The organism is Mesorhizobium sp. LMG17149 (assembly GCF_024518695.1).
GTDB lineage: Bacteria > Pseudomonadota > Alphaproteobacteria > Rhizobiales > Rhizobiaceae > Mesorhizobium.
Genome location: NZ_JANIFL010000019.1, coordinates 1 through 24,928, shown reverse-complemented (window position 1 = coordinate 24,928; position 24,928 = coordinate 1). Strand labels below are relative to the sequence as shown.

The 24,928-nt window shown below is 59.4% G+C and carries 16 protein-coding genes and 7 pseudogenes; 15 read left to right on the top strand and 8 right to left on the bottom strand.

Annotated features, from left to right (window positions below):
• Positions 1-560 precede the first annotated feature (560 nt).
• From NP945_RS31260 to NP945_RS31230, 7 genes and pseudogenes are all read left to right on the top strand, one after another.
• Positions 561-1,019 carry a response regulator transcription factor gene (locus NP945_RS31260; protein WP_224570033.1) on the top strand — a complete coding sequence of 153 codons (459 nt, stop codon included), beginning with the start codon at positions 561-563 and terminating at the stop codon, positions 1,017-1,019.
• Between the two features lie 220 nt (positions 1,020-1,239).
• Positions 1,240-1,715, top strand: a pseudogene (locus NP945_RS31255) (helix-turn-helix domain-containing protein); the annotation flags it as partial.
• Positions 1,716-2,316: 601 nt separating this feature from the next.
• On the top strand, positions 2,317-2,976 hold the full coding sequence (locus NP945_RS31250) for a response regulator transcription factor (RefSeq protein WP_024505389.1): 660 nt from the start codon (positions 2,317-2,319) through the stop codon (positions 2,974-2,976).
• Positions 2,973-4,301: a HAMP domain-containing sensor histidine kinase gene (locus NP945_RS31245; protein WP_256748483.1), complete on the top strand. Its 1,329-nt coding sequence runs from the start codon at positions 2,973-2,975 to the stop codon at positions 4,299-4,301. The genes NP945_RS31250 and NP945_RS31245 overlap by 4 nt, the downstream gene beginning before the upstream one ends.
• Positions 4,302-6,251: 1,950 nt before the next feature.
• Positions 6,252-7,553, top strand: a pseudogene (locus NP945_RS31240) (M16 family metallopeptidase); the annotation flags it as partial.
• Positions 7,554-7,562: 9 nt separating this feature from the next.
• On the top strand, positions 7,563-8,825 hold the full coding sequence (locus NP945_RS31235) for a pitrilysin family protein (RefSeq protein WP_306283344.1): 1,263 nt from the start codon (positions 7,563-7,565) through the stop codon (positions 8,823-8,825).
• A gap of 416 nt (positions 8,826-9,241) precedes the next feature.
• Positions 9,242-10,717: an NAD-dependent succinate-semialdehyde dehydrogenase gene (locus NP945_RS31230; protein WP_256748482.1), complete on the top strand. Its 1,476-nt coding sequence runs from the start codon at positions 9,242-9,244 to the stop codon at positions 10,715-10,717.
• 776 nt (positions 10,718-11,493) lie between these two features.
• Here NP945_RS31230 and NP945_RS31225 read toward each other — a convergent pair.
• Complete coding sequence (locus NP945_RS31225) at positions 11,494-11,691, bottom strand: DNA -binding domain-containing protein (protein WP_256748486.1); 198 nt, start codon at positions 11,689-11,691, stop codon at positions 11,494-11,496.
• 434 nt (positions 11,692-12,125) lie between these two features.
• Positions 12,126-12,296 (bottom strand): annotated as a pseudogene (locus tag NP945_RS32090) (transcriptional regulator domain-containing protein); the annotation flags it as partial.
• 591 nt (positions 12,297-12,887) lie between these two features.
• Between NP945_RS32090 and NP945_RS31220 the strand changes: the two are divergent.
• From NP945_RS31220 to NP945_RS31215, 3 genes and pseudogenes are all read left to right on the top strand, one after another.
• Positions 12,888-13,259, top strand: a pseudogene (locus NP945_RS31220) (transposase); the annotation flags it as partial.
• Between the two features lie 758 nt (positions 13,260-14,017).
• Positions 14,018-14,134: pseudogene (locus NP945_RS32085) on the top strand (hypothetical protein); the annotation flags it as partial.
• A 3-nt stretch (positions 14,135-14,137) separates the two neighbouring features.
• A complete protein-coding gene (locus NP945_RS31215) occupies positions 14,138-14,266 on the top strand; it encodes a hypothetical protein (RefSeq protein ID WP_135907184.1) in 129 nt (42 codons plus the stop codon).
• Here NP945_RS31215 and NP945_RS31210 read toward each other — a convergent pair.
• The 3 genes and pseudogenes from NP945_RS31210 to NP945_RS31200 form a co-directional block, all read right to left on the bottom strand.
• The gene (locus NP945_RS31210; protein ID WP_256748480.1) at positions 14,232-14,612 is read right to left on the bottom strand and encodes a hypothetical protein; all 381 of its coding nucleotides are present in this window, start codon (positions 14,610-14,612) and stop codon (positions 14,232-14,234) included. The genes NP945_RS31215 and NP945_RS31210 overlap by 35 nt on opposite strands.
• A gap of 380 nt (positions 14,613-14,992) precedes the next feature.
• Positions 14,993-15,307: pseudogene (locus tag NP945_RS31205) on the bottom strand (ATP-binding protein); the annotation flags it as partial.
• Positions 15,308-15,314: 7 nt separating this feature from the next.
• Positions 15,315-15,851, bottom strand: a pseudogene (locus tag NP945_RS31200) (IS21 family transposase); the annotation flags it as partial.
• Positions 15,852-16,434: 583 nt separating this feature from the next.
• Here NP945_RS31200 and NP945_RS31195 point away from each other — a divergent pair.
• Positions 16,435-16,707 (top strand): hypothetical protein, encoded by a 273-nt coding sequence (locus NP945_RS31195; protein WP_256748479.1) that lies wholly within the window; start codon positions 16,435-16,437, stop codon positions 16,705-16,707.
• Between the two features lie 582 nt (positions 16,708-17,289).
• On the opposite strand, the gene NP945_RS31190 is transcribed toward NP945_RS31195, so the two are convergent.
• Together NP945_RS31190 and NP945_RS31185 are read right to left on the bottom strand one after the other, a co-directional pair.
• Positions 17,290-18,606 (bottom strand): type II toxin-antitoxin system HipA family toxin, encoded by a 1,317-nt coding sequence (locus NP945_RS31190; RefSeq protein ID WP_127206482.1) that lies wholly within the window; start codon positions 18,604-18,606, stop codon positions 17,290-17,292.
• Positions 18,596-18,934: a helix-turn-helix transcriptional regulator gene (locus NP945_RS31185; RefSeq protein WP_236383572.1), complete on the bottom strand. Its 339-nt coding sequence runs from the start codon at positions 18,932-18,934 to the stop codon at positions 18,596-18,598. The genes NP945_RS31190 and NP945_RS31185 overlap by 11 nt, the downstream gene beginning before the upstream one ends.
• A 732-nt stretch (positions 18,935-19,666) precedes the next feature.
• On the opposite strand from NP945_RS31185, the gene NP945_RS31180 reads away from it, so the two are divergent.
• Positions 19,667-20,074 carry an aldehyde dehydrogenase family protein gene (locus NP945_RS31180; protein WP_372338003.1) on the top strand — a complete coding sequence of 136 codons (408 nt, stop codon included), beginning with the start codon at positions 19,667-19,669 and terminating at the stop codon, positions 20,072-20,074.
• Between the two features lie 161 nt (positions 20,075-20,235).
• Entirely contained in the window at positions 20,236-20,508 is a 273-nt protein-coding gene (locus NP945_RS31175; RefSeq protein ID WP_256748478.1) for a hypothetical protein, read from the top strand.
• An 824-nt stretch (positions 20,509-21,332) separates the two neighbouring features.
• On the opposite strand, the gene NP945_RS31165 is transcribed toward NP945_RS31175, so the two are convergent.
• Positions 21,333-23,264: a potassium transporter Kup gene (locus tag NP945_RS31165; RefSeq protein WP_256748477.1), complete on the bottom strand. Its 1,932-nt coding sequence runs from the start codon at positions 23,262-23,264 to the stop codon at positions 21,333-21,335.
• Positions 23,265-24,239: 975 nt separating this feature from the next.
• On the opposite strand from NP945_RS31165, the gene NP945_RS31160 reads away from it, so the two are divergent.
• Positions 24,240-24,518, top strand: a complete 279-nt coding sequence (locus tag NP945_RS31160) for an AlpA family transcriptional regulator (RefSeq protein ID WP_127309512.1) — start codon at positions 24,240-24,242, stop codon at positions 24,516-24,518.
• Positions 24,515-24,928, top strand: a 414-nt coding sequence (locus NP945_RS31155) for a hypothetical protein (protein ID WP_256748476.1), incomplete at its 3' end; no start/stop codon positions are given. The genes NP945_RS31160 and NP945_RS31155, both read left to right, overlap by 4 nt.

Genomic DNA, 24,928 nt, shown 5'->3' with positions numbered 1-24,928 from the left:
AGTGGTGTCGCGGAACCGTCGTTTTTTGCATGATGGCTAAGCCGAGAGATCCACTGCACCGACGAGAGACTCAGCGACGTTGGATATCCGATCAGTACGCCGCGGCTCCGCCGGTGACGATCACCCCGGGTGTCAAGGCCAGGGCGTAAACCTGCCATAATCTGTGGTAGTGCGCCCGCGACCAATCCGTTCGACAAAGCTCGGCGCATGGTCGAGCAAATCATATTCTTCCATGTGGCTGTTGCCTGAAAAACCGAAGACGCCGTTCGCTGGTCCAGCTGTTCCAGACCTCGGCCTGCGTCGGTCATTAGAACCGGCGCGCCTGTTTCCCAAATCAATTTGCTGATGCAGCCGCCGGGGGTCACATTGAGCAAAAGTGCCGAGGTCAGGACGGGTTTCATAGGGGCTCTTCGTTTGGCTTTGTTAACGACCCCTTTCTTGCAAGTTGTAGCTGACAGCAGCCTGAAAGCTCCCCAAATAATTCGCTGCCGCCGGTTCAGCCTATTGTCAGCTTCGACCAATAAGATGGGAGCCTTGCCCTCATACCGGAGCTCGGCAGCATGATGCGAATACTGCTCACTGAAGACGATAAGGACCTTGGAAGTGCTATGCACGATCATTTGGTGGCTGGTGGCCACGCGGTCGACTGGGCCAAGAACCTGTCCGAAGCGCGCGATTATGCAGCTGTGGTCGGCTACGACCTTATTTTGCTCGACGTTCACCTGCCGGACGGCAATGGGATCGACTATCTGCGGGAGCTGATCAAGGAACTTGAATCGGCACCGGTCATCATTCTGACAGCCTGCGATCGGATTTCGCATCGCATCGAGGGCTTCAACGCTGGAGCCGACGACTATTTGGTCAAGCCGTTCGATCTGGGGGAACTCTCAGCGCGTATCCATGCAGTGGCACGTCGCCATGGGCATTTTCCGGAGCCGCAATTTTCGGTTGGGACGCTTTCCATACAGGCAGCCGAGCGACGCCTCTTCCGCGACGGGCAGGAGGTCTACCTGACTTGACGCGGATGGGCGGTGCTCGACTACCGTCTGCCCCAGCCCTGCACGGTCGTTTCAAAAGGGAAGATCGTGGACGCGCTTTTCGGCAGACGGCGCTGATTCATACTCTAAAAGAAAATTCGGCTTCCAGTTGCCTTGGCCATGACTGCCCTTCCCGAGAGATGGGTGACAGTTCATTCCGGATAGATGGGTTACACTTTCGGCCCTTTGCAAGGAGAGCAAGGTGCCTTGGAAGGAGTGTAACGTCATGGAAGAGCGGCTGAAGTTCGTCGCCCGGCTGCTGGACGGCGAGAAGATGGCGGTGCTTTGCCGGGAGTTCGATATCTCGCGCAAGACCGGCTACAAGATCCTCACGCGCTACAACGACAGCGGCCTGGAGGGGCTGACGGACCGATCGCGGCGGCCCTATCGCCACGCCAATCAGCTTCCGTTTCAAATCGAGAAGCTGATTGTGCGCCTCAAGCAAGACAAGCCGACATGGGGTGCGCCGAAGATCGCGAGCGGCTGGCCCGGCTGTATCCGGATGTGCACCGGCCCGCGATCTCGACCGTGCATGCCGTGCTCGACCGCCACGGCATGGTCGAGCGCCGCAAGCGCAGGCGCAACAGGGCGACGGGGACACCACTTTCAAACGGCTGTCGCCCTAACGATCTTTGGTGTGCCGACTACAAGGGCGAGTTCGGCAGAGAACACGGCCGGGACAGGGGATCACAAACACTTGACCGTTCCAGACCCTGGCAGTGGCGCATCGATTGACCGTTGGCTCTGTTCGTGGGCACCGAAAATAGGGCCTTCTTGGTCCTCGGCAGAGAATATGGCCCGGACGGGGGATAACAAACACTTGACCGTTCCAGACTCTGGCAGTGGCGCATCGATTGACCGTCGACTCTGTTCGCGAGCGCCGAAAATACGGACGACCCCTATGGTCAAAGTGCACTTCTGACCTGCTAGGCACTGTTCGATAACTGGAGGCACCCGCTACGGTGCCCTCGTATTTAAGACACCTGTCAGTTTCAAGCCTGGACATTGACGCGTGGCGCGGCTGCCATTCGTTGATCGCCACGTCGAATTGCCCGCCAACCAGTGTACAGCCGCCGGTGGTCACATTGAGCAAAAGTGCCGAGATCAGGAGGGGTTTCATAAGGCATCTTCGTTTGGCTTTGTTAACGACCCCTTTCTTGCAATTGTAGCTGACAGCAGCCTGAAAGCCCCCAGATATTCGCTGGCGCCGGTTCAGCCTACTGTCAGCTTCGATCAATAAGGCAGGAGCCTTGCCCTCATACCGGAGCTCGGCAGCCTGATGCGAATACTGCTCATTGAAGACGACGACGACCTTAGAAGTGCTGTGCACGATCATTTGGTGGCTGGTGGCCACGCGGTCGACTGGGCCGAGGGCCTGTCCGGAGCGCGCGGTCATGCAGCTGTGGCCGGCTACGACGTTATTTTGCTCGACGTTCACCTGCCGGACGGCAATGGCATCGACTATCTGCGGGAGCTGATCAAGGGGCTTGATACAACGCCGGTCATCATTCTGACAGCCCGCGATCGGATTTCGCATCGCATCGAGGGGCTCAACGCTGGCGCCGACGACTATTTGGTCAAGCCGTTCGATCTGGGGGAACTCTCGGCACGCATCCGTGCAGTGGCACGTCGCCAAGGGCATTTTCCGGAGCCGCAATTTTCGGTTGGGACGCTTTCCATACAGGCAGCCGAGCGACGCCTCTTCCGCGACGGGCAGGAGGTCCACCTGTCTGGACGCGAATGGGCGGTGCTCGACTGCCTTCTACGCCGGCCCGGTTCGGTCGTTTCAAAGGGGAGGATCGAGCACGCGCTTTATTCATTCAATTCGGAGTTCGAGAGCAACACAGTGGAGGTTTATGTCAGCCGGCTCCGCAAGAAGATCGGCGGGGATAGAATAGCAACCGTGCGTGGCTCCGGATACAGGCTCGTGGTCACATGACGAACTCGAACAGCATGACGAGAAAGCTGATATCGTGGTTAGGCGGGGCAACGCTCCTGGTTTGGATCGCCGCCCCAACCATTGCTGCGTTCATTTTTTGCAATAATGTAAACGAAAGTTCGGATGACTTGCTCCAGGCGAGCGCAGAGTACAGAGAACCAGAGCTGATCAAGGTCTTGAATGGAAAACACGTTGATCAATACAATAACCACTTGCCAACTTATGAAAAGTACTGGACCTATCGTGAGCAGGTTATTAATAAGTACGGGGTAGTGCTTATTTCTGAACCGGAAGAGGGTCAGCAGCCCTTCCCTGATGCTCCCCTGAGTAACGGCTTTTGGCGAAACGCTGATTACCGCGTCTACACAGAGGAGATCCAAGACGGCGTGTATCATCAGTTGGCCGAACCGCTTGATGGCCGCCGTACCACAATCGCGAAGGGCGCACTTTTTGTCTTCCTTCCGACACTCGTGCTCCTGCCCTTTAGCTTAGCTGTTTGGTGGATCGTGATCCGGCGCTCGCTGCGGCCAATCGAGGTACTGCGACAGCAGATCGGATCGCGCGACGGCGGCAATCTGTCACCAATGGACTTGGGCGATTTCCCGGCAGAGTTGGCTCCAATCGCGGCATCCGTCAATCGGCTTCTCGATCGTCTGCGGGCGGCTCTCGAGGCCGAACGCGAGTTCGCCGCAAACAGTGCGCATGAACTGCGCACACCGATCGCAGGTTCAATCGCTCAGATGCAGAGATTAGTGGCCGAGCTTCCCAATGGGTCGGCCAAAATGCGTGCGCGCGGCATCGAGCAAGCGCTGTCGAGCCTTGGCCGCCTTGTCGAAAAAGTGCTTCAGCTCGCTCAAGCCGAATCGGGGGTTGGCATGGCGGATCACGCGATCGATCTTGTCCGATCGGTTCGGCTGGAAATCGACGACCTGAGGAAAAAGCCGCAATATGCCGGACGCCTGCATCTTAACGTCGACGGCTGCACCACTTTGATGCGCAAAGTGGATGTCGATGCGTTTGGGATCCTCCTTCGTAACCTGATCGAGAATGCGCTGATACATGGACTGCCCACTGTTCCGACAACAGTTTCCGTCCAAACTGATGGAACCATCGCTATTGCAAACGCCGGACCGGTGGTGCCCCTCCCCGACCTCGAAGGGCTTACAAAGCGATTTAGTCGTGGTGCTACTCCTGCTGCGGGCTCAGGCCTTGGTCTACATATCGCTAACATGGTTATCCAGCGGATCGGTGGCAGTCTAGAGCTTGCGTCGCCCGCCCGCGGTCGCAATGATGGTTTCGAGGCGATCATACGAATTCCTCAATGACACCGGTGAATTCGACGACAGTTGGACACAGGGCGGATTGCTGGCAAGGCTGCTGACAGGGCGAACTGTACGGCAGTATGTATACGGCGTAGAAATCGTACTTCACACAACGCATTTCGGCCGCGGCAATCAATGCCGCTATCATCGTCTGAGCAGTTCGATCGAAGCGACACGACATGATCGGCAAAATCGAAGGCTCCGCCTCACCGCTCGCTCGATTTCGCCCGGGGAGAAAAAAGGCCATCCGAGAAAGTGCAAGCCGCCGCGCAAAGGCGACGTGTCCAATTGTCTGGGTGCCCCTGTGCGCCGGCCCGATCGGGTTGGCGCAGGTCCAGTAAGGACCCGGACCAACCATTCCATTTAGACGACCGGCAGGTTTTAATCGGCGTCCGGATCGCCGTCCCAAAATGCCCCAAGTATACGGCTAGAAAGGCTGCCAACGATCGAGCTTTGGTCGGAGGCGTGCTTGTCAGCGTCTTGGGTGCTTGACCGGCCTTTGCAATGGCCATCGCCATCGCAAGTATCGTGCGTGGCCAGTGAGACCGCAATTTCATCAGCCTGGAGCCGACCGTATCGGTGCTTTTTTATGATTTAGGGATTTTTCGTTTTCCTCTTGGATCATCACGGGTTTGGAGAGGATCTGGTGTTAAGTGCCATTCGGAGCGCCGGCGAACCGCCCGAAATTAATGTGGTCGAGTGATGAAGCCTCCCGAATGCGTTAAACGAGACCCTTTATGGCGGCCCTGGCTGACAACAGTCTGAAAGCTGCAAGCGGCATGCGAAAATGGGGCGATCCTGAATGACGACAGATGCTATCAACATGAAAGAGGCTCGCCCTGAAAGCTGAGCACGCTTTATGCTCAGGCTGCTGACAAGGCCAAAGCAGCGTAAGTGCGTAGTGAAATCCAAGGTCCACATGGGTCGTCGCGCGTCCCATGCGCCTGGGAAGGCGCCGGCCCGGCCAAGCTTTCCCAGCTCGTCCGCATGATGCTTCGCTGAGCGTCAATGGACGTTGGCGCGAGACCAAGGCGTCGTGCGTTGCAATCCGGACGGTCCAGGGTATCAGGAGTTTCACGGCCTCGGCCCGCTTGGCTGGCCACAGTTGAAGCTCCAACGTACCGGCTGGCACCGGGAAATTGGGCTCTGCGCTGCCTCAACGCTGATGGCACGGTCAATGCTTGCCTACCGATGGGGCCGCCCATGCCGTGATGCTGTCGGTCGACGTTCGCAAACCAGACCCTCGCGAGACCCAGCGAAGGGGCTCGCCGGTACGACGAGGGACCTTACCTCTTTATGCGCGGCATCATTATCGAGGATGACATGTTGCCTTACACGTCGTCCCTCGCGCTCGGGTCTTTGTGGGGCGGATGAAGTCCTGATCGCGGTGGCACTGCTGCATGTTTGCGTAAGACCCATCCAGTCACGATCGCGCTGTCCTTCGATGTCGCGGTGCTGATAGGCGGGCAGATCGGTGTGCGCGGCGCCCGCCAAAGGATCGTCGTCACGCCGGAGGAGGCGAGCGTCATAGCCGGCGCGCCGGCGAAAGGCGCTTTCTGTCGGATGCCCGACAATGTCGGATATCGCAAGTATCAAGGTTGGATCAAACCTTGCGAATCGGGGCTTTCTTACTTGGCACGGGGCATGCTCAGGTATCCGCAAACACCCAATGGATAACGAGCAGACTTCCCATGGCCTCACCATGCCGAAAGTTTCCCGGACGCATCCAAAGATGAGGCTCGCGTCAGGCCCAGCAACACGCTGACGGCTCATGTGGCTCGGCGTCGCGTGCCGATCCACTTTCTCCCAATAGGCGTTCGGGAGACATAGATCCTTCAAAATGAGGAACAGATCACTTTGCCAGGAACGCAGCCCATAACCCCACTCTCCCTACCAGAACTACCAAGCAAGCCCCGCACTCATGGGCTTCGCAGGACGTCCGTTGCGTCCGAGTTGGTCGGCGCGGGGCCGGCTCCGATCCCCGTCGCATGGGAGGACGGCAAGGCGAGGGATTTCGTGCTCGACAACGGCATGGAGGTGGTCGTCATTCCCAACCACCGGGCGCCGATCGTCACCCACATGGTGTGGTACAAGATCGGCAGCGCCGACGAGCCGCCGGGCAAATCCGGCATCGCCCATTTCTTCGAGCATCTGATGTTCAAGGCGACGACCAACCATGCGGGCGGCGAATTCGACCGCGCAGTGTTCGAGATCGGCGGCTCCAACAACGCCTTCACCTCCTCCGACTACACCGCCTTCTATCAGACAGTGGCGCCGTCGGCGCTCGAGCTGATGATGAGCTTCGAGGCCGACCGAATGCGAAACCTCATCCTGACCGACGATGTCGTCAAGACCGAGCGCGATGTGGTCATCGAGGAGCGCCGCTCAAGCACCGACACCAACCCGCAGGACGTTCTCCATGAGGAGATCGACGCGACGCTGTGGCAGAACCACCCCTATCGCATCCCGATCATCGGCTGGATGCAGGAGATCGAGCAGCTGAACCGCGTCGACGCCACCGTCTTCTATGAAAAGTACTACTGGCCCAACAACTCCGTGCTGATCGTGGCCGGCGATGTCGAACCGGACACGGTGCGGGCGCTGGCCGAAAAGACCTATGGCAAGGTGGCGCGCGGACCTGACCTGCCGCCGCGCATCCGGCCGGTTGAGCCCGAGCAGAACACCAGGCGCACCGTCACGCTCTCAGACGCCCGCGTCAGCGTGCCCAGTTTTTCGCAGTGGGTGGTGCCGTCCTACCACACCGCCAAGCCGGGCGAGGCCGAAGCGCTCGACCTGCTGGCCGAAATTCTCGGCGGCGGTAACCGCGGCCGGCTCTACCAGGCGCTCGCTGTCCAGCAAGGTATCGCTTCCAGCGCCCGCGTCTATTTCCAGGGCACTATGCTCGACGACACCAAGTTCGCCATCTATGGCGCACCGCGCGGCGATGCCAAGCTGGCTGATCTCGAAGCGGCGGCCGCTGCCGAAGTTGCCCGCATTGCCGAGGATGGTGTCAGCAACGAGGAACTAGGCAAGGCCAAGGACCACTATTTGCTCAATATGATCTTTGCGGAAGACAACCTGGACTGGCTCGCCAGCATCTACGGCTCGACGCTGGCCACCGGCGGTACCGTGAAGGATGTCGAGGAACGGCCGAATCGCATCCGCAAGGTTACCCCCGAGCAAATCAAAGCAGTTGCCGCCCGCTATCTCGCGTTCGACCGTTCGACCACGGGCTATCTCTTGCCCAAGACGGAGAATCAAGAGATGACGCTCGGCGCTCGGCCCCATGCTGCGATGAACATCCAGGAGGTGAAGTCCGAAAAGGGCATCATCGCCTGGCTGGTGGAGGACCACACAGTGGAAATCGTCAACATCGGCTTTGCCTTCAAGGGCGGCACCAAGCAGGACCCGGTCGGGAAGGAGGGGATGGCCAAACTGATGGCCGGCCTGTTCATCGAAGGCGCTGGCCATTACGACAGCGGTGCCTTCCAGGTGAAGCTCGACCATGCCGGCGCCGAAATGAGTTTGGACGCGCAAAGCGACGACATCTACGGATCGATGTGCATGCTTTCCAAAAAGCAGGACGCGGCGTTCGGCCTGCTTCGGCTCGCGCTGAACGCGCCGCGCTTCGAGCAGGGGCCGATCGATCGCGTCCGCGCCGAGATTGTCTCCCGCATCGTCGGCAGCGAGCGAGACCCTAACGCCATCGCTCAGCGCAAATGGCTGCGCGCGATCTATGGCGCGCATCCTTGTTCAAGGCCGGGAGAAGGCACAAAAGAGAGCCTCCCCGGCATCACGCCGTCCGACCTCCGCGCCTTCCACCAGGCCATTTTCGCTCGCGACGGGCTCCATATTGCCGTGGTGGGTGACATTGACGCGAACACGTTGAGGGAAAGGCTTGACCAGCTGTTTGGTGATTTGCCTGAGCAACAAACCCTCGTCCCCGTCTACGATGTCGCGCCGAAACTCGGTCAACTGGTGGAGGAGAACTACGACCTGCCGCAGACTTCGCTGACGTTGGCCTGGCCTGGCGTGAAGCCTAGCGCGCCGGATTTCTACGCGGCCGTGCTGCTGAACGACATCCTTGGCGGCTCATACTTGACTTCCCGCCTTTACGAGGAGGTACGTCAAAAACGCGGCCTTGCCTATCACGTCAGCTCTGAACTAACCCTTGACTCGCTTCTGGTTACGACAGAGACACGCTCGGACTGCGCTGCCCAAACACTGAGCATCGTGCGAGATGTGGTAAAGCAGATGGCGCAGCAAGGACCGACCGGGGCCGAGCTCAAGGCGGCGAAGAAGCACCTGATCGGCGCCTATGCCATTCGACCAACTGGGCTCGACCCGCTCGATTGCAGACCGGCTCCTGGATTTGCAGATTCACAAGGCCGACGTCGACTACAACCAGCGTCGCGCCCGCAGCATCGGTCGGGTGACGCTCAAACAGGTCAAGGCGGCGGCCAAAAAGCTGCTTTCGGCCGAGCCCGCCATTTTGGTGGTCGGCCCGCCGCTGGGCGGCAAGGATGAGTAAAGAAACTCATCTCACCTTCCTTCTTCATCGGGGCTTCTCGTGGGAAGAGCGTTGGAGGCCCGTGGGCCAAGCAGATCATGCAGACGCGCGGAGTCGTTTTCGCCGACCTTGCGCGGCATTGGCGGTCCGGCGGCCTCTCGCCGAAATGGCGCTCCTCAGCATGTATGCCGCCTTTTTGCAGAATTCAGTCGCATGCCACCAGCAGGCATGGTGGATGAAGCAAACATCCGACTGCTTAATCCATCAATCGATGAACCGCGGGCACTCAAACTAACGAAACTGCTGTCTTTTCATCGGGCTAGCGTGGTCTACTAGCTGCTTTGCCGAGGCCCTACGACGAACCCACTGGTGCAGAATACACACTGACGGCCTGTCGACCTGGATGTTCGCTGCGTTGAGGAGGAATCCGGTATTGCCCCTGTGCCTGCCGATGATCCGCCGTCTGAAATCCCCGCACCTGTTTGGAGCCATCGACCGCCTGCCGGCACTCGGCAGACCAGTTGGCAATAAGACGTTCGAGGTCGTCAATCCGTCGACCGGCGAAGTTTTGGCAGAGCTTCCCGATATGGGCGTGGAGGAGACACGTGCTGCGGTAGACAAGGCCTATGTTGCGCAGTCGGGATGGGCCGCGTTGACGGCCCGAGAACGTAGCGACGTTCTTTGGCGATGGCATCAGCTGATCATCGACCATGCAGGCGATCTCGCCGCGATTCTGACTGCGGAAATGGGCAAGCCGCTTGCCGAAGCCATTTCAGAGGTATCGCATGCGGCGGCGTATCTGCAATGGTATGCCGAGGAGGCCAATCGCGTCTATGGGGAGACGATCTCGGCACCCTCGACAGACCGCCGAATGCTAGTGATCAAGCAGCCCATCGGCGTTGTTGGCACGATCACGCCATGGAATTTCCCGGCCTCCATGGTGGCGCGCAAAATCTCGCCGGCCTTGGCTGCGGGCTGCACAATCGTGCTCAAGCCCGCTGAACAGACGCCGCTCGTGGCTGGCGCAATGTTCGCCCTCGCCCATCAGGCCGGCTTTCCCGATGGCGTGGTCAACCTGATCTATGCGTCCGAAGGTGATCGCGTGGGCCGTGAACTCTGCACCAATTCCAAGATTCGAAAGATCAGCTTCACCGGTTCGACCGAGGTCGGACGGCTGCTGATGCGTCAGTGCTCTGACCAGATCAAGAAGGTCAGCCTTGAACTCGGCGGCAATGCACCTTTCATCATCTTCGATGATGCCGACATTGACGGTGCTGTTGACGGTGCGGTCCAGGCGAAGTTCCGCAATGCCGGCCAGACCTGCGTTTCCGCGAACCGCATTTACGTCCAATCGAGCGTTCACGATGAGTTCGTCAAGAAATTCGTGGAAAGAATCCGGCACTTGTCGATTGGCGACGGATTCGATGCCGGAGTGGACATCGGACCGCTCATCGACAAGCATGCTCTGGCCAAGATCGAGTCTCACATCGCAGATGCCATTGCGAAAGGCGGCACAATACGATGCGGGGGCCAGCGTATCGGCAAGAATGGCACGTTTTTCGAACCCACGGTCCTCACCGAGATTTCCAGCGTCATGGCAGTCGCGCAAGAGGAGACATTCGGGCCGCTCGCGCCGATCATTCGCTTCAACGATGCGGATCAGGTCGTGCGCGAGGCCAATGACACGATCTACGGCCTCGCCGCATACTTCTATGCCTCAAACCTGAAGCGGGTCTGGCGTGTGGCAGAGGCTCTGGAATATGGCATGGTTGGCATCAACACGGGACGCATGTCCTCGGAGGCGGCACCGTTTGGCGGGATCAAACAATCCGGCATCGGGCGGGAGGGTTCCCGTCATGGCCTCGAGGACTATCTGGAAATGAAATATCTTTGCATGGGCGGGATTTGAAACCTGCTGCACTGTCTCTCCGCCCCACCGGGGGGCGGCCTGCGGTCAATGCCGCCACCTAATTGGAAGTTCCAAACGCCGTTGACCTGAAACACGGATGCCCGGCAGGAGACTGAGCTCGCTGCCGGGCCGGACATGCCTTGGGAGGGCATAAGTCAGCGCTCCTAGGGCCGATGGGCCACTCAGTTCGTGCGCCTTTTGCCGATTGCGTTGCATGTGCCGTGCCAAGCCAAAAAGCATTGATAAACCGCCGATGGATCAGCTTTTGCCCTGTTGCGCATTCTACATTGTGGGATATGCGACAATGCCCAAGCGGTTGAATCGTCGTGTTGCAGACCCCCAGACGGGTCATGACTGCTATTCTTAGGACAGTGCGCAGCAAGCCGCTACTCGCTGCACTCCAGGCACACCATTTCCATAATCAAGCGGTGGGTGCTATGTCTGACCGAGCTGTCGACCAGGGAACGGTGTGAGGCCTCAAATCCCTCCATATTGTTGCACCCGCCGGTCCAACAGGACTGCAGGTCCGGACTCAAAGGATCTTGGCTGCTATGGCGACATTGCGGTGCACGCCGCTTTCCGACCAATGATGTGCGTCCAGGTCGAGGCCGGCCCTATAATGAACCACCCTCGCCCATCTCATTTCGGCATCGACAAGCTAGACCAGAGCGCACTTGCAAGGCGCCATTCAGTCCTGTCGGCGGGCGAACTGTTGGTGACGGGTACAGCTGCGAGCGAACGTTCATCCACCGACGCACAGCGCGGACTGTCGCTTTTCAAATTAGGAAATCTCTGTAGCCACCATTCATGAGCGCGCGGCCACGCGAGACGGCCCGACGGATGCGGTCGCGCAGATGATCGCGAGGATCCGCCCAGTCGGCATGGACGCGCCGTTGACCGATGAGAACTTCGGCGAGCTCGCGATGAGGTGCTCCGGCGAGCGAACCGTCGAGCGCACGAAGAACGAAGGACAAACGGACGCCGCGCTTTTCCGGCGCAAACAAGCGGGGGGGGCAACTGTTGCCCTAGACTGAGAGCATTGAGGCACTCCAGTCCCCTCAGTCGATGCTTTAAAAGCACCGCGGGCCAGATGGCTTGCGTATGCAGGCAAACAGGGTGGAGGATATTCGCGCCCGAGACGGCAAGCTGCAGCGCGTGGTCCGCATTGCGAAGAAGAACATGCTGGCTCTTGTCGGGCGCCAGCAGGACGGTTGCACGACAGGGCAATGCCGAGAGTTCGAACGGCGGTGTCGGCGACGAGGCAGGCAACCGTTCCGCAATGACCGGCAGCACATGGACGCACCAGAGCGGACACCAGAATACGACCGAAGCGCGGCCACAAGACTCCGCGAAACAGAACACCCCAGCGTGACAGGTCGCCGGCCGACGCGACCATATCGAGAAAGGATTGGAGAGACCAAGTCTTGCAATGCTGGCGCGCAGCGGTCAGATCGCGCTGGAACGCTGGATTGCGGCGTAAGAACTCCCAAGCCCACTCCCGCAGCGTCAGGCCAGCGGTGTAGTCGTATGATCTTTCATCCCGCCAATCGGCCTGATCCGCGCCAGTCAGGAGATTCATGACTGACATCCCCTGCCCGCGCCTGCGTGCGTCGAAACATTATGCCACTTCGCAAAGCATCGGCGAAGGCAGCAGACGTCGAAGACCCCGTTTCGTTGAAGCGTCAGCCATCGCCACTGTCGGCGACAGAAGATGTGCCCAAATTGCCACCAGACCGTCGAACGGGCACAGCGACGGCCAGCGCGACCTGGAATTGATTCCGTAACGGTCATCGGCTCCTGCGTCGCGATCCAGACGTCCCTTGAAGGCGCAGTAGCGCGGCAGTGGATCGCACGCTGCTTGTCGGCAAGTTGTCGTAGCGGCGGCGCCATAGGCACGGTCATCGGAGGGTCTCCTGCGGCAAGTTTTCGCCATTGGAGGCCAATCTCCCCGCTAGGGCAGCCTGTGCAGTTGCACAGGTGAAGCGGATCAATCAGGGGGAGCCATGGCGGAAACTGGATGATGGCGGCTTGAGGAGAGCGGCGTATCGAGGCGGGTGATGAAGCCTGCCAGTACCTCTCAAGGAGAGTGATACGCCATGAACGAGACTATCAACACATTGTTCGCCTTCGTCAGCCCGACGAAATCGATGATACCCTGACGGATGTACTTCGCAGCGGCGCGCGCAAATTGCTTGCGCATGCGATCGAGATGGAGGCCGAGGCGTATGCCAAGGCGGTCGACTGCCTGACGAAAGATCATATTGCGTCGCTGGCGCTCTACGATTTCCCCGCCCAACACTGGGATCATCTGCGAACGTCCAATCCCATCGAAAGCGTCTTTGCAACCGTTCGCTATCGCACGGTGCGCACCAAGGGCTCGCTATCCTCGAAAACCGCCCAGCTGATGGTCTTCAAGCTGTTGGCCGCGGCCAGGAAGTGGCGACGATTGAAAGGACAAAATCAGTTGCCGAAACTCATCGCAGGTGCCAGGTTCCTGGACGGAATCCAGGTCATCGAAACGAAGCCGCAGAGCGCCGCTTGATCAGCCTCGTCACCCAAATTCCAGCATAGCTCCATCGGAACTGCCAGCCTTCCTTGCCGATCAGGCGCATATCAGCGCTGACATACCGAGGACGGCGATGGCGGTCACCTCCAGGCCGCCGAGTAACGACCCTCAAAACACCGCACTGGTCGAGGCCAGCCTGAACCGGTATCTTGTGCCTGCCCTCGGGAGTCGCTCTATCCACCATGTGATCGACACCGACATTGCTAACATCACCAAGAAGATCGTCGCCGGGGGTCACCCGCAAGCGGCTAACACGGCCTTCTGGTGTATGCGGGCATTTTCAACTGGTGTCGCAAACCGCCGCAACGGCTCATCCGCGGTTTCCCCGCGAGGGATTGGAAAATCCGGATCCGGCCCCGATCGTCAAGCGCAAGCGAGTGGTGAACGATGCCGAACTGGCGGCTATATGAACGGGCTGTGAGCCCGAACCGGGCGATATCGGCTATTCGTTCGGCTCCATCGTCAAGCTGCTCATTCTGACCGGACAGAGGCGTACGGAAGTTGCCGCGATGCGTTGGTCCTCAACCTTGAAGCCGGAACATGGAACTATCGGGTGACCGCACGAAGAACGAAGAGCCTACGCTTATTCCGCTGTCCACACTGGCGGTGTCGGTCCCCCAGACGGTACCGAAGACCAATGACACGTTTTTTTCCCTGCGAGGGGCAACGAAAGAAGCCACTTCTCAGGCTACGCGAAGGGCAAGAAGGCTCTAGACGGCAAGGTCAATACTGACGGGGTGGCTTTGGAGAACTGGACCCTTCACGATCTGCGCAGGACGCTCGCGACAAATCTCGGCAGGCGGCAGGTATTGCCACACGTCATCGAGCACATACTGAATCACAAGGCGGCGTCCTTGACAGACATTGGCGAAATCTACAATCTCTATAGCAACGTCAAGGAGAAGCGCGAGGTGTTGCAGATGTGGTCAAATCACATCGAATGGCTGATCAAGCAGGCTGCGGATGACGCTCTGGCGGCGTAGCTGCTGGCATGGGCGGAAGATGCGGCGCAACAATCGTCAGAGCCTCATCGAATTGGAGATCATGCTTGACCAGCAAATGCGCGGCCAATGCTTCGATGGCCGACCAGTGATCGAGTACTAGCCGGGCCGTGCAATCTTCGATCCGCCCCCAATCGGGGCGGCGCGGCATCAGGAACCGCAACTCACCATAGATTCGCTTGGCATCCGCGTAGTCGCTGCTCCCCTCATTCCCATCGGACGCATTCATCGCCATATCGCGCGGGTCCAGATAGCCTTCGAATGCGGATTCTGCAAAAGGACCTGCCAGACACGCAACTATCTCCCGGATCGCATCATCGCGTTCCAAACAAAACCCGCGCCTTCGACAACACCACCGCACTCTCCGTCACCGACGTCGGGGTAAATACTAACACTTGAGAAAGCAGGGAGTTCACGGTCGTCGTCGAACGTCTGACGGTGCAAAACGATGGCGGCCACCGCGTGCCCGGCTTCGTGATGCGCCACAAGCGGCAGATATTGGGAGGCTACATTCATGCGGTGCGGCTCTCAGGTCTAGTTTGCTTTTGCGCATAGGACCGCAATTGTCGTGCCAACTGGGAAAATCGTTTCGGGCAATGCGATCGCTCCGATAGCGTTGCGTCTCCTGTCTGACATTGTTGGGAAGTCGACACGCGCCCGTCGCAATGCGGTCGACCTTCCGCGCGAGTTGGGTGACCCGTGAAGGCGGCCGACCAGGACGATGTTGCGCTGATCGGCGACGAAAGGCGCGGCCGGGCGAGATCGCGCATCAGGGGGTGACCGGCGTGTCGGCGAAGTCGAAGTCGTCGATGTCCTTGGCCAGCGGCAACTTGGCGACAGCGAACTGGTATTTGATGGAGCGGGCCTGCTTCTCCGATATCCCGGCCTGCAAGAGATCACCGACAATCCTGGGCGGCTCGTGCCGTCGCTTGATGGCGACGCGCCCATGATCTCGTCATAGGCTCTGCGCATTCCGTAGAGCTTCAGCGCTCCCATCAGTTCCAGTACCTCGGTGCGTTCCATGGCTGTTTGTCCTCCTGAGACTGTCATAGCGGGTGCAGTCGGCGACCGCTCGTGAGCTAGCTTCAGCGCTTGGGGAATGGAAAGGATCGTGCCCGGCGCCGGATCGCGGCTGCGGGCCAGGATGTTGAGGATCACCGGCGCCGACGATGCACCGTGCTCGATGGCTTCCTGACAGGCGGCCTCGACCGCGCTCAATCCGTCGGTCAGCACCCAGGTGAGGATCAACACCATCTGCCGGTCGACGTCATCAACCGCCTTGAGCTGCGCCGCACCTTCTCCATTGCCGACCGCACGACCCAGCTAAGGAACGGCGCGCGCCGTGTGCCAGGGATCGTAGACGACCTCGTTGCGGCCAAAGGAGCGAACGTGTTCTCCCACGACCACGCCATCCTCTGGCGGATGCGATCCGATCGACATAAGCATGGATCTCGACGGGCCGACCGACGGCACTCGACAGCACCGAGTATTTGTTGTTGTCGAAGCGCACCGTGCAGGTCTTCGACACCGACGGGGGAATGCAATGGAAGCCGTCGAAGCGACCGGCAGCCGCTCCCGCTGCGGCTTGGCCGCATTCGCCGACAGCAGCCGGTCCCGCGTCTCACGCCGAGCTCCCATGCGGGGATAGGGCTGGTGCTTGCGCTCGTAGCGGAACTCCGTCTGCTCAGAACGCAGGACCTTGCGCACCACCTTGCGCGAGATCTTCAGCTCACGGCAGATCGCCTTGATCGACTTCCCCTGGACCAGCGACAGCCGACGTTTTGCAATCGTCTCTAAAACCAACATCCAGAACACAAATGCCTCCGATCAAGCCGGAGGCATCTTGATGACCCCATCGTTAAAGGGTCCCGTTTGGACGAAAATCACCCTTTAAACAGGGTCCCCATTCCACGAAAAATCAATGCACTACCTTCCAAAGCTGCGAGAGATCGCCACCGACCGCTTTGAAGGGGCTTTCGGCGGTCTCGTCAGCGAGGTTGTGGCATGAAAAAACATCAATCCACAGCATTGGGCCGAAGCATGCCACGGGCTCATGCCGCGGGAGAGCGGGAAGATATTCTTGAAAGAAGCGGTCTCCGACATCAATACCGACAGGATGGGCAGCTTTCTCACATCACTTGAGGTCGAGCGTGGCAGTTGCGACCCGCAATGCAAGGCTGGCGGCGATGCATGCCTTTGCGCGGTTCCTGATTTCGGAGCACCCCGAATATATGGATACGCTGCAACTGGTGGTGACACTTCCCTTCAAGAGGGCGCGTGGGTGGCACCTGTCGAATATCTCGATGAGCCCGGAAATCAAGAGCGTCCTGGCGCGTATCGCCCGCCGCACGCCTTCTGGACAGCGGGATTACGCTCTGTTTTCGCTGATGTTCAATACGGATGCCCGAGTTCAGGGATCCTGAATCTTCGATTGTGACCTTCGTCTGGTATCGCCCTGTCCCGCCGAGCAAAGCAACGACCGCCCCACACTGCTCACCCGGTTCGGTGTTCGATACTTGCTGCGCACACATGGCTGCGGGCGAAGGAACCACCATGGCGGAAAAGAGCATCCATCATCGCCCTTTGCGGGACACGACGGCCATCCACCTCGTCAAGGCGGGTGTTGACATCGCCACCATCAGTCGATGGCCAGGCCACTCGGACTGAACTAACGATGCGCTACGCCCAGGCCGGTATCGATATGAAGCGGCAAGCGCTCGAACAAGTCTTCCCCGACGTGATGTCATCGGCAAAAGATCAGACGATCATCGCTTTGATGGCTGGATGTTTGGCTGGCTGCACCGCTTGTAGACGCTCAGTTATGTGGAGTTGTATCGCGGGAAGTCGCGCGTCTTGGGCTTTTGCGGTGTCAGCTCAACATCTCTCCGCAGTGCACGTTGTCACTGTTGAAGAGCCGTTTGTTCAATCTTCGTCCTGGCACGGCAAGGGTTGTCCATATTGTGGCGTCTTGCGCTTGCCGAGCTTGTCCGAAATCCAGCGCCGGATCAGGCGTGAACACTGTTGCGTAGTTCGTCAGCCAGAGCGCGGAGAACGTCGGCGCTTCCTTCCAGCGCCGTAAAAGCGTAGGGATTGAGGAACTGTCGGCCCCAGAACAGATTGCGATCTATGCCGGATAGCGTAGCTTCCTCGCTGACACGCGGCCAATTCTCCGCAATGCATCGGAGCTGGCCTTCAACAATCGCAAGAGCTTCCGGCGCGCTGAGCAGGAAGTGATGCGCCGCTTCAAGGCAGGACGCTATCCGGCTCATGCGGTTATTGCCGCTGATGAGCATGGCCTGGCTGGCCTCCTGGCCACTGCGGGCCTGCGGACAAATATCGTACGCAGGCGTGAGGGTGAGCTTAGCCCCGTCCCAGAATGCCGCATGGTTGCGGGCATGATCGTCGGTGTTGCCGCAAAGTATGTTGAAGACAATGCGGCTGAACAACTCGCGCAGAGTTTCCGACGGCGCGGTGAATCGGTGGCGAATGATCTCCGCCAAATCCTGGTAGCTGGCGTAACGCGCCATCATCTCATCGAGCGCGAGCATCGTCAGCGCTGAGACCATGGATTTGCGTTGCCAGCCGCCCGTGACCTTGATCCGGTCGAATCGCTCGACGAGCAACACGTCGTTGCCTGCGGCGCGAACGAGCGAGACGGATGCCGCTCTGATGCCGCACAAGGCGGCAAGCCGCATGGCTATGAATTCTCCTTTGACGACGCTGTAAAGGTCGGCAGACGAGGAAAATTTCGCGACATGCTTGACGGCGTCATCCTCGATCAGCGCCTTTGGCCTTGCGCCGCCGATCGAGCTGCCGTGATGCAGCGCCTGATCTAATTCGGGGGTGAGCGGAATACCTTTCTCTACCCGCTCCGCCGATTGGACAAGCTCTTCGAGAGTGGCATTGGCCAGTGCGCGCGGCTCGTAATGCGTGGGCGAAAACTGAAAATCGAGCGCGCCGATGCGGTCCGAGCCTGATTCCAGCAAGAACGTCAGTTCTGAAATATCGAGCCGCGCGATTTCATCGCCCTTCACACCGAATTTGCGGTTTAGGATAACCCGTCGTCCCCAGGCATCAGGGGCAGCATCGCGGATGCATCCCGGCATGGTTAGGCCAGGAAGCAAAGGCAATTCGCCTGCCTTCAGGGGCAGTTCCGGGAGATAAAGCGGGATCGCGCTGCCCAGTTCACGAAAGCTCCTGCCATAGTTGAAGCTGACGAGTCCGTCATGGGCATATAGCCGCCCGGCGACAACCGGCGCGGTCTCGCCCGGCAGCCAGACCCAGACATAGGCTTCGTCGTACTTGGGGACCTTAGAACTCATCGACGATCTGCTTGCTGGCCTTGTAGACGTGCTTCGGCAGCAGCGCGATGCGATCGTCCATGCGGCCTGTGAGGGCTGTGATGCCCTTGCCGTCGGCATCGAACAGCTTCACACCGACAATGGCAGCAGCTTCGAACATCAGTCCGATTTCGACTTTGGGATCGCCCTTCTCGATGCGCTGCAGGGTGCTGCGTGAAACACCGATTCTCTCGGCTAACTCCTGTGCGGTTAACCGGTGCTGCATCCGGCCAAGCCGGATGGTCTTACCGAAAAGGCCAAGCGCTTCCATCGCGTAGCGCGAATAGGTGCGTTTATACGTTGCCTTCATTCGGGTCTCTGTGACCTATGCATGATCCATATCGCCTTCTTTCGAACTTTATATAGGTAATGTCACAGAGCGACTGCCAAAGTCAAGACTCCGTATCGCAAGCGTTACCCATCGAACGAGGAAGGCGGATATTGCCTACGGCTCCTGCACAACCGGCCAGCTCTGCGCCCCTCGGGCGAGGCGGAGATCTGGCGCTGGATCGCGGACAGCCTTGAGACGCCTCGCATGAGTCATTCATGGGCGGTCCCTGGTGCGAGGCCGCGGCGCTCGACTGCTGGCCGACATTCTCGGTGGCGGGACCCGCAGCCGGCTACACCAGCACTTTTCGACCGCATACGCGCCCAGCTTCTCTCCGAAATCTTGCCAATGAGCGCGAACCTCATGCGATCGCCGAGCTGGCCTGGCGGCGCGGAATCTACGGCACGCATCCGTATTCGAGACCGCCCAAGGGAGCCTGACTAGCGTAACGCCTCCGATCTAAGCGCCTTCCACAAAGCCGCTTTCGCACGCGACGGGCTGCATGTGGCGGTCGTAGGCGACATAGATGCCAAGCCCTGAGAGTAAGGCTCTACCAGCTGTTCGGCGATTTGCCTCAGAAACTGGCGCTTGCCGGCGCGAACCAGTGGTATCGCGAGGGCGAGCACGCCGAGCGCTTTTCCTCCGCCCTCCACTGACCACAGACCCGCACGCAACGAAGCCGCGCTCGATCTTATCGTGGCGTGGCTAGGTGCAATGTTTGCTCTCGCCATCAGGCCGGCTTTCCCGATGGCGTGGTCAACCTGGATCTATGCGTCCGAAGGTGATCGCGTGGGCCGTGAACTCTGCACCAATTTCAAGATTCAAAAGATCAGCTTTACCGGTTCGAACGACGCCGGACGGCTGCTGATGCGTCAGTGCTCTGACCAGATCAAGAAGGTCAGCCTTGAAACCGGCGGCAATGCACCTTTCATCATCTTCGATGATGCCGACATTGACGGTGCTGTTGACGGTGCGGTCCAGGCGAAGTTCCGCAATGCCGGCCAGACCTGCGTTTCCGCGAACCGCATTTACGTCCAATCGAGCGTTCACGATGAGTCCGCCGAGAAATTGTGGAGAAGGTCCGGCACTTATCAGTGGTCCGACGTCTACTCCCGGAGCTAAGCCGTCGCCAACCCAAGATCGAGTCCCACATCGCAGATGATAATTCGATGCGGGGCCGAACGATAAATATGCATGCTTTGGCCACCCCGAGGCAGGGCTCATTGAGATGATCCGACCGCCTTGGAACAAAGATGGGGTAGAGCAGATGAAGCGTTGGCAGCGTGTCTCCATTCGACGCGAGCGCTGAGGATGGGATCACGATCATTCGCATCACGCGCAGCCGCAAGGGCGATGCCATGGCTACTTTGGAATCGTTGAAGTGGTTTGAGCCGGACAGTCACAAATACACCCGTTACGCCGCGGCTCAGGAAACGGGGCGGCGTCCGGCGGTGGAGGTGCTCGCTGACTTAAAAAGGGTGCGGGCAGTCGTTGCGCTTGAGAGCCACGACATTTGGGATCCGGCACGGGGTGACCTGCTGCCAATCGGCAGTTAACAGGGTCCGACAAAAGTGTGCACAACATGCTGCTGAAGTGGCCTCCGGAAGCGCTACCGGAAGTTACGCGTCTTGAACTTGATAGGGTCGATATGGTCATACTGCATCGACGATGTCGCGCCCCTTCGGCATGCCGCGCGGATCGATGCCCGATCCGCCGTGATGAGCCTCGTCCCTCGGCCGTGCGGCAACGGAAACGGCGTCTTGCGGTTTTTCCCACGCTGGCCAACCCGGCCGACAGAATCGGTCAGCTCGTGGGCGACGAGGTGCACCCCCTCCTCTTCCGTCGGATGCGTCCGCGGACGCCGAGCATGGCCGAAGCAAGAAGCACGCGCCGGAATTTCTCGAGAGATCTTGACCCAGACGACGACGTTTGCCGCACCCGTCTCATCCTCCAGAGGAACATGAAGCCTTTGGCCGAGCCCGGCCGCTGCCGGACCAGCACCAGGCCGGCGGCCTCGAGCCAGCTTCTGCCTCGCGCCTGCATAGCATCCTGACAGGTCACGGTGCGGCGCCGGTTAGGCGGCACGCCGATTTTGGCAACGCTAGCCTGTGAACTGAAGAATGAAGGTCGGACTTGCGGCACATCGATTAGGTTCAAATGATAAGTTGCTGCCCGGCGAGGTCGTTTTAGCGCATCTCGACTGGTGGGTCGGCAAGACAATGCGGAACGGAAATGATCGCAGGCGTAAAGGACGGCTTTCGGGGCCGGAAGCTTCAGGCCTGGAACCGGACCCCAGTTTGGCGCAAGCATCGTGGCCTCCGCCCGGTCAGGCATTCACCGGCTCGCGAAATGCCAATTGATTCTGCTTAACCGGGCATACCTAAACGGCCACTTGCGTTCCGATCTCGACCACACGTCCGGTCGGGATCTGGAAATACTCCGTCGCGTCGGCGGCCGTGCGCGCCAAGCCGATGAACAGCTTGTCCTGCCACACCGGCATGCCGGAGTTGGGTGACGCCTTGAGCGAGCGACGCGACAGGAAGAAGGACGTCGTCATGATGTCGAACTTCCAACCCTGCTTGCGGCAGATCGCCAGCGCACGCGGGATGTTAGGCTGTTCCATGTAGCCGAAGGTCAGTGTCACCCGCATGAACAGCTCATTGATCGTTTCCATCTTGATCCGCTCGCTGTCGGGCACCACGGGCTGCTGCGCCGTCACCACAGAGAGGATGACGTTCTGTTCGTGCAGCGCCTTGTAGTGCTTCAGGCTGTGCATCAACGCGGTCGGCGCACTGGCGGGATCGCTGGTCAGGAACACGGCCGTACCGGACACCAGCTGCGGTTTCTTCTTCAACAGATTGCCCGCAAGGAAATCGAGCGGAATCTGGTTCCTGCGCGTCTTGTCAAATAGATACCTGCTGCCTCTTATCCAAGTCCACATGGTCATCACGATCACTGCGGCAATGGCAAGCGAGGCCCAGCCGCCTTCGAATACCTTGACGATGTTAGCTGCAAAGAAGCCGGTATCGATGAAGACGAACACCGCCATTAAGGCTATCGCGACGCCGAGCGGCCATTTCCAGATGCGCGTCATCACAACAAAAAGCAGTATGTTCGTCACCAGCATATTGCCGGTCACCGAAATACCGTAGGCCGAGGCCAGCCGGCTGGATTCGCCGAAGCCGACCACCAGCAGCATCACCACCAGCGCCAGCATCAGGTTGATGCGCGGCAGATAGATCTGGCCCGACTGTTTTTCCGACGTGTGCTGGATGACGAAACGCGGCAGCATGTTGAGCTGTACCGCTTGCCTGGTCAGCGAAAAGGCGCCGGAGATCACCGCCTGGCAGGCGATCACGGTCGCCGCCGTGGCAAGCACGACCATCGGAATAAGCGTCCAGCCCTGGTTCATCTCGAAGAACGGATGACCGACAACGCCGCCATTTGCCAGCACGAAGGCGCCTTGCCCGACATAATTGAGCAACAGACAAGGGAACACGATCGCCAGCCAGGCGAGCACGATCGGCTTGCGGCCGAAATGGCCGAGGTCGGCGTAGAGCGCCTCGGCTCCGGTGACGGCGAGGAAGACTGCACCAACCGTAACGAAGGCGACGTCAGGCGAGTTGACCAGGAACGACACGATGTAATGCGGGCTGATTGCCAGCAGGATTTCCGGGTCGTCCATGACGTGGTTGAGCCCGGAAAGGCCGATGGCCAGGAACCACAGCGCGGTAACGGGTCCGAACACCAATCCTACGCCGCCGGTGCCAAACCGCTGTACCGCAAACACGATCGCCAGGATGGCCAGTGTCAGCGGCACCACATAGGGCTGGAACGTCGGCGTGACGACATTCATACCTTCGACCGCCGACAGTACCGAGATTGCCGGCGTAATGACGGCGTCGCCAAAAAAAAGCGCCGCGCCGACGATGCCGATGCCGATGCCGATGCCGAGGATCACCGCAGAGCAGGTCGGGAAACTGTTGCGCGCCAGCGCCATAAGCGACAGCACTCCGCCCTCGCCTCGATTGTCGGCGCGGAGCACGAACATGATGTATTTGATCGTCACGGTGATCGTCAGGGACCAGATGATCAGCGAGAGTACGCCGAGGATGTCGCCACGGCTGGCGACGTTGCCACCCGCTGATGCATGCAACGCCTCGCGAAATGCATAGATCGGGCTGGTGCCTATATCGCCATAAACGACACCTAGTGCGCCCAACATCAGCGCCTTGGTGCTGTGCTGCTCGACCTCAGAATGGCTCGATTGTTCGACAGGTTCTGCCTCGTTACCAGCATTGGTAAGGGCCATGGACGACACTCCGATAAGCGCGCGGTGCTCTACGCTTGCTGCACTGCAATATCAAGTTCCGTCACGTAATGTCTGCCGTCTCGCCTGTCGTTGCTCGCCTTGGTAGACTCGCCAGCCCGCAGCCCTACCGAGCAGCAATAGCGCCCCGGCAGAACCCTCAATCGCCCAGATCAATGAATGGTTATCGCCCACAGTGCCCCCCCGCGATGCGGCCGATGGCGACCAGGGTGTCGTGGGCGCACAAGGATGGCGCTTTCCTGATGACGCCGTGCTCCAGGTGTGATCGCACCGTTGCTGCGCAAGCCATTTACTTGCTCGTCCCAGCGAGGACCGTGGCCAACTGGAACGCAGGGCCACGCCGCTCACCGGCCGCACTTTGCGGCGCAGATAACGATTCGATTTCCGCGGCGAGATTCTGGTTGAAGAAGCCACCAAGCTTGTCGAAGGACACACGGTCGTAATATCGACATGCCAGTATCCGCAACCCAGAAAAGCTCCTTGGGCTCCGCTGCGCGCGCCACGAACAACCCGATCTTCTCTGCGAAGAGGACGCCGTAATCCTTCAGGTTGAAGCCAAACCGGGGGGCGGCCGTGACGTATGGGCGAAGGGCTAGGAGGCGGGTTCGGTGAGGAACGGCATTGATGTCCACGCCGTCTCCTGGAAAGACAGAGGAATGCGGTGTCACCGACTGGCGCCGGAGGTTGATCCGGTGATTAGGAGGAGCACTCGTTGTCGGATTCTCGACGATGTCGGACATCTGACACAACGCTGCCAGAGCGATCGCGTTGTTCCGAAACGATTTTCCCAGTTGGCACGACAATTGCGGTCCTATGCGCAAAAGCACTGCGATGCCGCACCGACTGGAAAAACTCATCAATGATCACGCTTTTCGAACATGTGGGCGCCGCTACCAACACTAAGCGTTCCCGATCAAACGGAAGCCTCTATCCCTTCTTTCTGAAGGCTGTCCGGATATGAACGCATTTGATGTCCGTCCAACGCTGGATGCTCCCGACGACGATCTCTATCTTTGGCTTGAAGATGTGGAAGGCGAGCGGGCACTTGCCTGGGCCGCCGGCCAGTCGGCAAAGACCCTGAAGCACTTCAGTGGAACGCAGTTCGAGCGCGACCGCGCGACTCTGAAGGCAGGCCTGTTCCCTAAGCGGCGTCGCATCTCCCCCGGCCGAGTCGCATGGCTTGAATCCGATATCAGGGCTTGGATGGAAACTAGACCTGAGAGCCGCACCGCATGAATGTAGCCTCCCAATATCTGCCGCTTGTGGCGCATCACGAAGCCGGGCCCGCGGTGGCCGCCATCGTTTTGCACCGTCAGATGTTCGACGACGACCGTGAACTCCCTGCTTTCTCAAGTGTTAGTATTTACCCCGACGCCGGTGACGGAGAGTGCGGTGGTTTTGTCGAAGGCACGGTTTTCTATTCAGCGCAAGGATTCACCTCGAAGCGAAAGCCGATTTTCGAGGACGATATGGATCGATGTTTGGAACGCGATGATGCGATCCGGGAGATAGTTGCGTGTCTGGCAGGTCCTTTCGCAGAATCCGCATTCGAAGGCTATCTGGACCCGCGCGATATGGCGATGAATGCGTCCGATGGGAATGAGGGGAGCAGCGACTACGCGGATGCCAAGCGAATCTATGGTGAG

Coding starts and splice junctions, on each gene's coding strand:
- NP945_RS31190 (WP_127206482.1), bottom strand. CDS start 18,606: ATGAGTTCTAAGGTCCCCAAGTACGACGAAGCCTATGTCTGGGTCTGG.
- NP945_RS31165 (WP_256748477.1), bottom strand. CDS start 23,264: ATGGCCCTTACCAATGCTGGTAACGAGGCAGAACCTGTCGAACAATCG.
- NP945_RS31245 (WP_256748483.1), top strand. CDS start 2,973: ATGACGAACTCGAACAGCATGACGAGAAAGCTGATATCGTGGTTAGGC.
- NP945_RS31180 (WP_372338003.1), top strand. CDS start 19,667: ATGTTTGCTCTCGCCATCAGGCCGGCTTTCCCGATGGCGTGGTCAACC.
- NP945_RS31160 (WP_127309512.1), top strand. CDS start 24,240: ATGAACGCATTTGATGTCCGTCCAACGCTGGATGCTCCCGACGACGAT.
- NP945_RS31185 (WP_236383572.1), bottom strand. CDS start 18,934: ATGAAGGCAACGTATAAACGCACCTATTCGCGCTACGCGATGGAAGCG.
- NP945_RS31250 (WP_024505389.1), top strand. CDS start 2,317: ATGCGAATACTGCTCATTGAAGACGACGACGACCTTAGAAGTGCTGTG.
- NP945_RS31260 (WP_224570033.1), top strand. CDS start 561: ATGATGCGAATACTGCTCACTGAAGACGATAAGGACCTTGGAAGTGCT.
- NP945_RS31235 (WP_306283344.1), top strand. CDS start 7,563: ATGACGCTCGGCGCTCGGCCCCATGCTGCGATGAACATCCAGGAGGTG.